Below are 12,755 nucleotides of genomic sequence, written 5' to 3' on the forward strand. Positions count from 1 at the left end.
CGGCCATGAAGAGATTGGCTATGCTGCTAATCTTGTAATTTCCCCCAAGTTAGTGATTAATTTATATTATCTGTGCAGCTAATATGGAGAATATGATCCGACGTATTGGACAGTTTCTTCATGAAGCCTACCTGCCAGTTGGTAGGTAGGCTCGTCACGCCGCGTGCGTTATCCCGCGCTGAAATGATCCCAGCCCGTCAAGCCCAGGTCGAGCGGCGCGCCGCGCGCATCCACCAGGCGCAGGCCGGCCGCGGCCTCGATCGTGCCGACCCGGGTTACCGGCGTGGCGGCCAGCGCGGCCGCCTCCAATACCGCCGTGCGCCATTCGGCGGGCGCCGTGAAGCACAATTCGTAATCGTCTCCGCCAGCCGCCGTGAAGCGGCGCCGCAGGTCCTGCGGTTGCAAGGCCAGCATTGGCCCGGCCGGCAGCGCATCGACGTCGAGCGTGGCGCCGACCTTCGAGGCCGCCAGGATATGCCCCAGGTCGCCCACCAGCCCATCCGAGATATCGAGCGCGGCATGCGCAACCGGGGCGGCGGCCAGCGCCAGGCCCAGGGCCACGCGCGGTGTCGGCATGTGTAACCGAAGCCTGGCCTGCGCCTGCGACTCCTGGTCGAGTGCCAGCTCTTTCCAATAGCCGGCCAGCGCCAGGCGCGCATCGCCCAGCGTGCCCGAGATCCAGATGTCGTCGCCCGGCCGCGCCTGCGCCCGCCGCAGCGCGTGGCCGGGCGCCAGTTCGCCGAAGACCGTGATGCAGATGTTCAGCGGGCCCTTGGTGGTGTCGCCGCCGATCAGTTCGCAGTCATGCGCGTCGGCCAGCGCGAACAGGCCGCGCGAGAAACCGTCGAGCCAGTCCGGGTCTGCCCGCGGCAATGCCAGCGCCAAAGTAAAAGCGACGGGCCGGGCGCCCATCGCCGCCAGGTCCGACAGGTTCACGGCCAGCGCCTTGTGGCCCAGCATGACCGGATCGGCGCCGGCAAAGAAATGGCGGTCCTCGACCAGCATGTCGGACGAGATGGCGATCTGGTGGCCGGGCGTGGGCGTGAGCAGGGCGCAGTCGTCGCCGATGCCGAGGGTCGCGCGGCCGGCGCGTTCGCGCTGGAAGTAGCGCTTGATGAGGTCGAATTCGGAAAGCATGGGGAAAGATTGTACAGCTCCGCAAAATGCTGCAACCGCACATAAGCCGTCAAGCGCTGATGGTAAAAATACGTAGCCATTGACAACATACGGTCTGATAGAATCGGAGACCCCCGTATTGCTTCAGGAAGGCTGCCCAGCATGGATTCGTCATCTGACAAAAAAGAAGAATTACGTCAGCAACTGCGTCAAGCAGCGCTCGAGTATCACCAGTTTCCCCGTCCCGGCAAGATCAGCGTTGCGCCCACCAAGGGCCTGCTGAACCAGCGCGACCTGGCGCTGGCCTATTCGCCGGGTGTCGCCGCGCCCTGCGAAGAGATCGTCAAGGACCCGGCCAACGCCTACAAATACACCGCGCGCGGCAACCTGGTCGCCGTGATCTCCAACGGCACCGCCGTGCTGGGCCTGGGCAATATCGGCCCGCTGGCGTCGAAGCCGGTCATGGAAGGCAAGGGCGTGCTGTTCAAGAAGTTCGCCGCCATCGACGTGTTCGACATCGAGATCAACGAGACCGATCCCGATAAACTGGTCGACATCATCGCCTCGCTCGAGCCGACCTTCGGCGGCGTGAACCTGGAAGACATCAAGGCGCCCGAGTGCTTCTACATCGAGCGCAAACTGCGCGAGCGGATGAAGATCCCGGTCTTCCACGACGACCAGCACGGCACCGCGATCATCGTCGGCGCCGCCATCCTCAACGGCCTGAAAGTCGTCGGCAAGAACATCAAGGAATGCAAGCTGGTCGTTTCCGGCGCCGGCGCGGCCGCGCTGGCCTGCCTCGACCTGATCGTCGACCTGGGCTTCCCGATCGAGAACATTTTTGTGACCGACCTGGCCGGCGTGGTCTACAAGGGCCGCGTCGAGTTGATGGACCCGGACAAGGAACGCTTCGCGCAAGAGACCGAGCACCGCTCGCTGGCCGATGTGATCCCGGGCGCCGACATCTTCCTGGGCCTGTCCGCCGGCGGCGTGCTCAAGCAGGACATGGTCGCCAAGATGGGTCCGAATCCGCTGATCCTGGCGCTGGCCAACCCGAACCCGGAAATCCTGCCGGAAGACGTGAAGGCGGTGCGCGGCGACGCCATCATCGCCACCGGCCGTTCGGACTATCCGAACCAGGTCAACAACGTCCTGTGCTTCCCGTATATGTTCCGCGGCGCGCTCGATTGCGGCGCGACCACCATCACGCGCGAAATGGAAATCGCCGTGGTGCACGCGATCGCCGACCTGGCCCATGCCGAGCAGTCGGACATCGTGGCCTCGGCCTATGGCATCTCGAACCTGTCCTTCGGTCCGGAATACCTGATCCCGATGCCGTTCGATCCGCGCCTGCTGACCCATATCGCGCCGGCCGTGGCCAAGGCCGCGATGGACGGCGGCGTCGCCACCCGCCCGATCGACGACCTGGAAGCCTACGCCGAAACCCTGCAGCAGTTCGTGTACCGCAGCGGCACCTTCATGAAGCCGCTGTTCACGGTGGCCAAGGCCGCGCCGAACGAACTGAAACGCATCGTCTACGCCGAGGGCGAGGACGAACGCGTGCTGCGCGCGGTGCAGGTGGTGGTCGACGAAAAGCTGGCGCGCCCGATCCTGGTCGGCCGTCCGGCGGTGCTCGAGCAGCGCATCGAGAAGTTCGGCCTGCGCCTCAAGCTGGGCGTGCACTTCGACGTCATCAACCCCGATTTCGACGAGCGCTACCGCGACTACTGGACCACCTACCACAGCATGGTGATGCGCAAGGGCGTGACGCAGGACCTGGCCAAGCTGGCCATGCGCCGCCGCCACACCCTGATCGGCGCCATGATGATCCACAAGGGCGAAGCCGATGGCATGATCTGCGGCACCTACGGCACCACCCAAATGCACCTGGACTTCATCGATCAGGTGCTGGGCAAGCGCGCCGGCGCCAATGTGTATGCGGCGATGAACTTCATCATCACGCCGGAACGCCAGCTGGCAATGGTCGATACCCACGTCAACGAGAACCCGAGCGCCGAGCAGCTGGCCGAGATCACGATCATGGCGGCCGAGGAGATGGAGCGCTTCGGCATCTGCCCGCGCGCGGCCCTGCTGTCGCATTCGAACTTCGGCAGCGCCAATTCGGAGTCGGCGCAGAAGATGCGCGCCGCCCTGGCCCTGGTGCAGCAGAAGAAGCCGGACCTGGAAATCGATGGCGAGATGCACGGCGACGCCGCGCTCGACGCCAAGATGCGCGCCAAGATCATGCCGGAATCGACGCTGACGGGCGACGCCAACCTGCTGGTGCTGCCGAACATCGACGCCGCCAATATCTCGTACAACCTGGTCAAGACGGCGGCCGGCAACGGCATCGCCATCGGCCCGGTGCTGCTCGGCTGCGCACGCGCCGTCCACATCCTGACCCCGTCGGCGACGGTGCGCCGGATCGTCAATATGACAGCGCTGGCCGTGGTGGACGCAGTTTCCCAGCGGTAATATTCTAGACGCCTGACCCGCTCACGCCTGACCCGGTGCCCTTGCGCCGCGTCAGGCGATTTTGTATCCAGCTGTCGTGGTTTGTCGTCGCGCAAAGACACTGGTAACAAACCGTAAGCAAGACGCTCGACGCGTCATTTTCGGGTCATAATGTTCAGATAAGTGTTGCACTAATTGCACTCATTTCTGATGCGCAATTAGGCAAACCGACCTCCTCTGTTACAATCCTCGCTTCGCCGGGCTCGTCCGTTTTTTATGTGGCGCCCGCAGACCACCTTCAACTCCATCCAAGAACATGCAAAACAAACGAGCCCTCATCACCGGTATCACCGGCCAGGATGGCGCCTATTTGGCCCAGTTGCTTCTGGAAAAAGGCTATCACGTCACCGGCACCTACCGCCGTTCGAGCTCGGTCAACTTCTGGCGTATCGATGAACTCGGCATCACCGCGCACCCGAACCTGTCGCTGGTCGAATACGACCTGACCGACCTGGCGTCGAGCCTGCGCCTGATCGAGACCGCGCAGCCGAGCGAGGTGTACAACCTGGCGGCCCAGAGCTTCGTCGGCGTGTCGTTCGACCAGCCGCTGACCACTGCCTCGATTACCGGCCTGGGGGCCGTCAACCTGCTGGAAGCCATCCGCATCGTCAACCCGAAGATCCGCTTCTATCAAGCGTCGACCTCGGAAATGTTCGGCAAGGTGCAAGCCATCCCGCAGAAAGAAGATACGCCGTTCTATCCGCGCAGCCCGTATGGCGTGGCCAAGCTGTACGCGCACTGGATGACCATCAATTACCGCGAGTCCTACGATATCTTCGGTTCCTCGGGCATCCTGTTCAACCACGAGTCGCCGCTGCGCGGCCGCGAGTTCGTGACCCGCAAGATCACCGACTCGGTGGCCAAGATCGCGCAGGGCAAGCTGGACCTGCTCGAGCTGGGCAATATGGACGCCAAGCGCGACTGGGGCTTCGCCAAGGAATACGTCGAGGGCATGTGGCGCATGCTGCAGGCCGACAAGCCTGACACCTATGTGCTGGCGACCAACCGCACCGAGACCGTGCGCGACTTCGTCACCATGGCCTTCAAGGCCGCCGACGTCACGCTGGACTGGAGCGGTTCGGGCGAGCAAGAAGTAGCCCACTGCAGCAAGAGCGGCAAGAAGCTGGTGGGCGTCTCGCCCAAGTTCTACCGTCCGGCCGAAGTCGACCTGCTCATCGGCGACCCCGAGAAAGCCAAGCGCGAGCTGGGCTGGGAGCCGAAGACCACGCTCGAAGAGCTGTGCCAGATGATGGTCGACGCCGACATCCGCCGCAACCAACAGGGCTTCTCGTTCTGATATGACGCGCCTGGCCACGGATGACGTTTCCGCCCTCGCCGCCAGGGCGACGGGGCGCGAAGGGGAGGGCCGCCGCGCCCTGATCACGGGCCTGCGCGGCTTCACCGGCCATTACCTGGCCTCGGAACTCACGGCCGCCGGCTACCGCGTGTTCGGCACCGCGATGCCGGGCGACGCGCTCGGGCCGGACATGTTTGCGGTGGATTTATGCGACCGCGAGGCGCTGGCCGCCATGGTCGCCGAAGTCCAGCCCGACGTCGTGGCCCACCTGGCCGGCATCGCCTTCGTCGGCCATGCCAACGTCGAGGCGATCTACCGCGTCAACGTAGTCGGCACCCGCAACCTGCTGGAAGCGCTGGCTGCAAGCGACCATCGCCCGAGCAGCGTGCTGCTGGCCTCGTCGGCCAATATCTATGGCAATGCCAATGTGCCGGTGATCGACGAAAGCGTGCCGCCGGCGCCGGCCAACGATTACGCGGTCAGCAAGCTGGCGATGGAATACATGGCGCGCCTGTGGATGGACAAGCTGCCGATCACGATCGCGCGGCCTTTCAACTACACCGGCGTGGGCCAGGCAGAGAATTTCTTGCTGCCAAAGATCGTCAATCACTTCCGCCGCAACGAGAAGCGCATCGAATTGGGCAACCTCGCCATCGCCCGCGATTTCTCCGACGTGCGCATGGTGGCGCACTGCTATCGCCGCCTGCTGGCGGCGGCGCCGGCCGGCGAGGCCTTCAATGTCTGTTCCAGCGTCCCGCACTCGCTGTCGAGCGTGATCGAGACGATGGGCGAGATCGCCGGCTACCAGATCGACGTGCAGGTGAATCCCGCCTTCGTGCGCGCCAACGACGTGCTTCAACTGACTGGCAGCAATCGCAAGCTGGCCGCCGCGATCGGCGAACTGGCGCCGACCCCGCTGCACGAGACCCTGGACTGGATGTACAGGGCGTGAAACCCGCAGACCTCAAGGTCGGGCTGGGGACGACCATGGTCGAGCCCGGCCTGACGGGTGGCCGCCTGGACGGCATCGGCGTGTATACCCGGGCCTTGATGCAGCACTTGCCCGCGACCGGCTGCGAGGTGGCACCGTTTTCCTGGCCGCGCCCGCGGCAGGGAGCGAGCGGGATCACGGTGGGCCAGGCCTTCCCCCAGTCTTTCGAGGCGGCGACCCTGGTCGACCTGGTGACGCCGCGCAAGCACCGGGTGCACATGCCGACCGACATTTTCCACGTGACCGATTACCGCGTGGTGCGCATGGATTGCCCGGTGGTGGCCAGCCTGCACGACGCGCTGCCGATCAAGCATCCTGAATGGTGCAACCCGAAGTTGCGCGGTCTGAAGAACTGGCTCCAGGCCAAGGCGGCGCGCAAGGCCGACCACGTGATCGCGCTGTCGCACTTCGCCATCGCCGAACTGGTCGAATGCTTCGGCATCGACGAGCGGCGCGTCTCGGTGGTGCCCTGCGGCGTCGACGAGGAGTGGCTCACGGCGCCCGCTCCATCGGCGGTGGCGGCGACCCTGGCGAGCTACGGCCTGCAGCCGGGCTATTTCTTCTTTGTTGGCACGCTGCAGCCGCGCAAGAACGTCGAGCGCCTGCTGGACGCCTGGCTGGCGCTGCCCGCGCCGATCCGCGCCGAGCGCGCCCTGGTGATCGTCGGCGCGCCCGGCGCCCGCAGCGAGGCGCTGGTCGCGGCGATCAGGCGAGCGCAGGCCGCCGGCGAAAACCTGGTCTGGCTTGATCGCCTGACCGACCACGGGCAATTGCGCCACCTGTATGCCGGCGCCGGCGTGTTCGTCTTTCCGTCCCTGTACGAAGGCTATGGCATTCCGGTACTGGAAGCCTTTGCCTCGAACGTGCCGGTGGTGGCCGCCAACACGACATCGTTGCCGGAAGTGGCGGGCGATGCGGCGCTGCTGGTCGACCCCCTGGACAGTGGCGCCATCGGCGACGCGATGCGGATCCTGGCCACCGACAGTGTTGCGCGCGCGCGCTGTATCGCCGCTGGACGCGCCCGCGCCGAACAACTGACATGGCAAAACACCGCACGCCTGACGGCAAAGGTGTACCGTGCCGTCCTTTCGCAGTAAGCTGAACTGATTATGCGTGTCCTTCATTTCTACAAGACCTACCACCCGGATTCGGTGGGTGGGGTCGAACAGGTGATCCGCCAGATGTGCGTGGGCACCGGCCGCCTCGGCGTGACCAATACCGTACTGTCGCTGTCGCGCCACGACAACCTGGTCCCGTTCGAATTCGAAGGCCATATGGTGCACCGCGTGCCGCTCAATGCCGAAATCGCCTCCAACGCGATCTCGGTGCAATCGATCGGCGCGCTGGCGCGCCTGGCGAAGCAGGCCGACGTGGTGCACTACCACTTTCCGTGGCCCTTCATGGACCTGGCCCACTTCATGGCCCGGGTCGACAAGCCGACAGTGGTCACTTACCACTCCGACATCGTGCGCCAGCGCCATTTGCTGCGCCTGTACCAGCCGCTCAAGCACCGCTTCCTCAAGAGCGTCGATGCGATCGTCGCGACTTCGCCCAACTACCTGGGTTCGTCGACCGTGCTGGCGCGATATCGAGGAAAAACGACAGTGATTCCCTTCGGCCTGGACCGCGACACCTATCCCCAGCCCGAACCCGACCGGCTGGCGCACTGGCGCGAGCGGGTAGGCCCCAAGTTCTTCCTGTTCGTGGGCGTGCTGCGCTACTACAAGGGCCTGCACATCCTGCTCGAGGCGGCGAAAGGCCTCGATTATCCGATCGTGATCGTCGGCGCGGGGCCGATCGAGCAAGAGCTCAAGGAACAGGCGGCGCGCCTCGGCTTGTCCAACGTGATGTTCGTCGGCGCGATCGACGAACCCGACAAGGCCGCGCTGCTGACCTTGTGCTATGCGGTCGCCTTCCCCTCGCACCTGCGCTCGGAAGCCTTCGGCATCTCGCTGCTGGAGGGGGCGATGTATGGCAAGCCGATGATCTCGAGCGAGATCGGCACCGGCACTACCTATATCAACGTCGATGGCGACACCGGGCTGGTGGTGCCGCCGTCCGACGCCCAGGCGCTGCGCGCGGCGATGCAGGCCTTGTGGAATAACCCGGACCTGGCGCGCGCCATGGGCCGGCGCGCTGAGCAGCGCTTCGAAGAGTTGTTTACGTCCGAGAAAATGGCGGCCAACTATACGGCGCTGTATCACGAGCTGGCGGCGCGGCGTGCGCCGAAAGTGGCTGATACGGTGCTCGAGCAGCCTGGGTCGGAATTCATTCGCTGACGTGCAACAGCCAACACAATGGTGATTGCGGTTGGCAATCAACCTAGGCCGTCTCGGCCCAGCGTAGCCTGATTTCGCGAATCGCCGGCAGCTGGTCGGCAAACAACTCGACCAGCTGCGGATCGAAGTGGCGGCCCTTCTGCTCGCGCAGGAAGTTGACCGCGTCTTCCTCGGTCCAGGCCTTCTTGTAGGGCCGGATCGAGGTCAGGGCATCGAACACGTCGGCAATCGCCACGATCCTGCCCACCAGCGGAATATTTTCGCCCGCCAGCCCGTGCGGATAGCCGCTGCCGTCATACTTCTCGTGGTGGGTCAGCGCGATCTGGCGCGCCAGCGACAGCATGCCGCCATCGTGCTCGCCGATGATCTCGGCGCCGATCGTCACGTGGCTCTGCATGACCTTCCACTCGTCGGGATCGAGCGGGCCGGGTTTTTGCAGGATGCGGTCGGGGATGCCGATCTTGCCCACGTCGTGCATCGGCGCCGCGTGCAGCAGGTCGTCGGCCTCGGGTTCCGTCATGCCGGCCGCGATGCCGAGGATGCGTGAGAAGTGGCTCATGCGGATGACGTGCAGGCCGGTCTCGTTGTCCTTGTACTCGGCCGCCAGGCCCAGGCGCTGCACGATCTCCAGGCGGCTGGCGCGCAGCTCTTCCATGCGCACCAGCGACAGGTGGGTCTTCACGCGCGCGCGCACCACCGGCGGGCTGACCGGCTTGGTGATGTAGTCGACCGCGCCGGCTTCGAAGCCTTCGACTTCGTCGGCGCTCTCGGTCAGGGCGGTGACGAAGATCACCGGCACCGAGGCGGTGGCGGGATGCGCCTTGAGGGCGGCGCACACCTCGTAGCCCGACATGCCGGGCATCATCACATCCAGCAGCACCAGGTCGGGCTGCTCCTGGCGCGCCAGTTCGAGCGCGCGCGCGCCGTCCTTGGCGAACAGCAGGCGGTAGTGGTCCTGCAGGATCTGGCGCAGCAGCTGCAGGTTGCTGGCTTCGTCGTCGACCGCGAGGATCAACGGGCGGGTATTCGGTTGGCTCATGCTGGTGAATCGTCGGTAGCGTCGGTGGTTTCGTCCTCCGCCGCATCGCCCAGCTGGCCCATGATGGCCTCCAGGTGCTCGAGGGCGAGGTCGAAGTCGAAATCGGAAATCGCGGACTGGACCTGGGTCACGCGGGTGGCGGCCGGGTGGGCCGCCAGGGCCGCGGCCAGGCTGGCCATGGCGCCGTCGTTCAGGGCGCCGCGGCGCAGTGCCTCGAGCAGCACGCCGCCGGCGCGGCGCGCACGCGCCAGGTCGACCGTGGCGCCTTGCGGCGCCGGGGTTGGCGTCGCCGCCACGGCGCGCAGCGCGTCCAGCGCCGCGTCGAGCGCGTTGTTGGCCACCACCAGCGTGTTGGCCACCTGGCGCGCGTCGGTCGGCACCGCGTTGGCGGCCTGCTCCAGCGCGGCCAGGGCATCCGCCAGCAGTTCGAGGCCGATGTTGGCGGCCGCGCCGCGCGCCTTGTGCGCCAGCATGCGCAGATGCTGGTGCTCGCCGCCGGCCGCGTGCAGGCGCAACGCCTGGCCCAGGTCGGCGTACTGGCGGCCGAAGTGCTCGAGCGCCTCGGCATAGGCATCCTCGCGGTTGCTCCAGCGGTGCAGGCCGGCACGCCGGTTGAGCACCTCGCGCGGCGCACTGGGCCCGGTTTGCGTGTCCGGCGCGCTGTTCGACAGGCCGAGCACGCGCGCGATCTCGTGCGACAGCGCGAACCAGTCGACCGGCTTGCTGGCGAAACCGTCCATGCCGGCGTCGACGCTGGCAGTGCGGTGTTCCTGCAGCACGCTGGCGGTCATCGCGATCACCGGCAGGCGCGAGCGGCCAGTGCGCTCTTCATTGGCGCGAATTGCGCGGGTCGCGGCCAGGCCATCCATGGTCGGCATCTGGAAGTCCATCAGCGCCACGTCGTATTCGCCGTCGGCCGCCAGCTCGACCACCGCGGCGCCGTCGCGCACCGCGGTCATCGTGTGGCCGCGGCGGGTCATCAGGAGCTGCATCAGTTCCAGGTTCTGCGGCACGTCGTCGGCCACCAGCACGCGCAGCGGCGGCAGCACGGCGGCGCTGCGCACGCGTGGCGCCTGCTGCGCGAAGCGCGCCAGCACCAGCGGCACCCGCACGTGGAAGGTGGTGCCGCGTCCCAGCTCGCTCTCGGCCCAGATCCGCCCGCCCATCAGTTCGACCAGCTGCTTGCTGATCGTGGTGCCGAGGCCCGTGCCGCCGAAGCGGCGCGTCATCGAAGCGTCGGCCTGGGTGAACGGGTCGAAGATGGCCAGCAGGCGCTCGGGCGCGATGCCGATCCCGGTGTCGGTCACGGCGATGCACAGCTGGTCGCCCTGGGCGCCGACCTTGAGCGTCACGCTGCCCTGCGCCGTGAACTTGATCGCATTGTCGAGCAGGTTGGTCAGCACCTGGCGCATGCGCAGCTCGTCGCCGCGCAGGCCGGTCGGCAGCGCCGGATCGTACTGGATGTCCAGGTGCAGGCCCTTGGCGCGCGCATTGGCGGCCAGGGTCGAGGACAGTTCGTCGATCAGCGACAGCAGGTTGTAGTCGTTCTGTTCCAGCTCGACCGCGCCTTTTTCGAGCTTGGCGGTGTCGAGGATTTCGTTGAGCAGGCGCAGCAGGGCGCGGCCGGCGCTGCGGATGGTGTCCAGGTGGCGCCGCTGCTCCACGTTCAGTTCGCCGTCCAGCAGCACGTCGGTGAAGCCGAGGATCGAATTCATCGGAGTGCGGATCTCGTGGCTCATATTGGCCACGAAGGTGGCGCGCGCGGCCGCGGCCTGCTCGGCCGTATCCTTGGCCGCGCGCAGCGCTTCTTCCATCTGGCGCCGCTCGGTGATGTCGAGGATGACGCCGTCCAGCCACTGGATCTCGCCGGCGTCGTCGCGCGCGGCGGTGCCGTTTTCCCACATCCAGCGCACGCTGCCGTCGGCATGCAGCAGGCGGTATTCGACCAGGAATGGCCGGTCTTCGCGCAGGGCGGCGCCGATTTCCTTCGTGACGCGGACGCGGTCCTCGGCGTGGATCAGCGCGCCGAACACGCGGCGCGGCGGCGTGCCCAGGAAGTCGCTTGCCGGGTAGCCAGTCACCAGTTGCACGGCATCGCTGATGAAGACCATCGGCCAGTCTCCGCCCAGCATGCTGCGGTAGCCGATGCCGGGGATATTGCCGATCAGGGAACGGAACTGCTGTTCGCTCGTCTGCAGCGCCTGTTCCATCGCGCGCCGCTCGCTGATGTCGGTGACGAAGCAGACGAACAGGTCCTGGTCGCCGAGCCGGGCATGGCCGAGCGCGCCGCGCACCGGCAACAGGCTGCCGTCCTTGCGCAGGCCGAAGGTTTCGGTACTGGTGTTGACGCCTTCCAGGCTGCCCAGGCGCAGCACGTCGAGCAGGCTGCATTCGGCCTGGCGATCCTGTTCGGTCAGCAGTTCGCCGATATTGCGGCCGACGATCTCGTCGCGTTGCCAGCCGAAGATGCGTTCGGCCGAGGCATTGAATTCGGTGATGGTGCCGTCGCGTCCGACCGTGATCACGCCGTCGACGGTGGTAGTGAGCAGGGCGCGCATCCAGGCTTCGCTGCGCGCCAGGTCGAGGTACATCGCGCGGTAGCGCAGCAGGCCGTTGGCGGCGACCACGCCCAGCGACAGCGCCACCGTGATGACGGTGATCGACAGCGCCAGGAAGTCGCTGTTGGAGCCGGACAGGCCGAGCGGATCGACCTCGCCGGCGAAGCGCGCGGCCGCCATGCCGGTGTAGTGCATGCCGGCGATCGCGCAGCCCATCACCACCGCCGCGATGAGCAGGCGGCGCGACTCGGTCATCGACTCGAAGCGCGACAGGCCGTGGCGCACGCCCAGGGCCAGCGTGGCCAGCACCACCGCGACCACGATCGACAGCGCGAACATGGCCGGGTCGTAGTACAGGTCGAGGCGCATGCGCATGCCGGCCATGCCGGCGTAGTGCATGGCGCCGATGCCGGCGCCGACCAGCACGCCGCCCACCAGCAGGTGCGCCAGGCGCAGTTGCGGGCGCGAGATCAGGTTCAGCGCGATCCACGAGGCGCCGATGCTGGGCAGGGCCGACAGCAGCGTGATGCCGTGGTCGTAATGGACCGGCGTGCACAGGTTAAAGGCCAGCATGCCGATGAAGTGCATCGACCAGACGCCGGCGCCCAGCGCCAGGCTGCCGGTACCGAGCACGATGGCGCGGTGCGCCGCATTGGTGCTGGCGCGGCCCGTGATCTGCAGGCCCATCCAGGAAGAAAAGATCGCCACCAGCAGCGACAGCACGACCAGGCGCGGCTCGTAGACGCCATAGGCCAGCATGGTCGGATCGGTGGGGGCGTTAAATAGTTGCAACATGAGTGAGGGTGGTCGGAGTAGTCACACTATCCGTAGGGAGTGACTGCGAAGTATGGCATTTTCCCTGATGGAAATGTTGTTGGCGCCTAGTATTGCTGGACGATTGGCGCGGTTTTGTAGCGCGCAAGCGACCATTTCTGTGCATTCGTTGCTGCTAAATCATGTA

General features: G+C 66.1%; 8 protein-coding genes. 5 read left to right on the forward strand and 3 right to left on the reverse strand.

The annotated features are described in order from the left end of the window. Positions 1-168 precede the first annotated feature (168 nt). Positions 169-1,137 carry a thiamine-phosphate kinase gene (thiL, locus tag Q9246_RS01080; protein ID WP_306394767.1) on the reverse strand — a complete coding sequence of 323 codons (969 nt, stop codon included), beginning with the start codon at positions 1,135-1,137 and terminating at the stop codon, positions 169-171. 141 nt (positions 1,138-1,278) lie between these two features. On the opposite strand from thiL, the gene Q9246_RS01085 reads away from it, so the two are divergent. The 5 genes from Q9246_RS01085 to Q9246_RS01105 all read left to right on the forward strand — a co-directional run bounded on the left by Q9246_RS01085 (position 1,279) and on the right by Q9246_RS01105 (position 8,197). Then, on the forward strand, positions 1,279-3,591 hold the full coding sequence (locus Q9246_RS01085; protein WP_306394768.1) for an NADP-dependent malic enzyme: 2,313 nt from the start codon (positions 1,279-1,281) through the stop codon (positions 3,589-3,591). A gap of 295 nt (positions 3,592-3,886) precedes the next feature. Continuing rightward, positions 3,887-4,927, forward strand: a complete 1,041-nt coding sequence (gmd, locus tag Q9246_RS01090; RefSeq protein WP_306394770.1) for a GDP-mannose 4,6-dehydratase — start codon at positions 3,887-3,889, stop codon at positions 4,925-4,927. Between the two features lies 1 nt (position 4,928). Beyond that, positions 4,929-5,879 (forward strand): NAD-dependent epimerase/dehydratase family protein, encoded by a 951-nt coding sequence (locus Q9246_RS01095; RefSeq protein WP_306394774.1) that lies wholly within the window; start codon positions 4,929-4,931, stop codon positions 5,877-5,879. Beyond that, positions 5,876-7,015, forward strand: a complete 1,140-nt coding sequence (locus Q9246_RS01100; RefSeq protein WP_306394775.1) for a glycosyltransferase family 4 protein — start codon at positions 5,876-5,878, stop codon at positions 7,013-7,015. The genes Q9246_RS01095 and Q9246_RS01100 overlap by 4 nt, the downstream gene beginning before the upstream one ends. Positions 7,016-7,027: 12 nt before the next feature. Further along, positions 7,028-8,197: a glycosyltransferase family 4 protein gene (locus tag Q9246_RS01105; protein WP_306394776.1), complete on the forward strand. Its 1,170-nt coding sequence runs from the start codon at positions 7,028-7,030 to the stop codon at positions 8,195-8,197. Positions 8,198-8,240: 43 nt separating this feature from the next. On the opposite strand, the gene Q9246_RS01110 is transcribed toward Q9246_RS01105, so the two are convergent. Together Q9246_RS01110 and Q9246_RS01115 are read right to left on the reverse strand one after the other, a co-directional pair. Beyond that, positions 8,241-9,236, reverse strand: coding sequence for a response regulator (locus tag Q9246_RS01110; protein ID WP_306394778.1), 996 nt, complete (start codon positions 9,234-9,236; stop codon positions 8,241-8,243). Continuing rightward, on the reverse strand, positions 9,233-12,589 hold the full coding sequence (locus Q9246_RS01115) for an MHYT domain-containing protein (protein ID WP_306394779.1): 3,357 nt from the start codon (positions 12,587-12,589) through the stop codon (positions 9,233-9,235). Before Q9246_RS01115 ends, Q9246_RS01110 begins: the two co-directional genes overlap by 4 nt. Positions 12,590-12,755: the final 166 nt, after the last annotated feature.

Origin of the sequence: Telluria beijingensis, from assembly GCF_030770395.1 — a bacterium.
Classification (GTDB): domain Bacteria; phylum Pseudomonadota; class Gammaproteobacteria; order Burkholderiales; family Burkholderiaceae_D; genus Telluria; species Telluria beijingensis.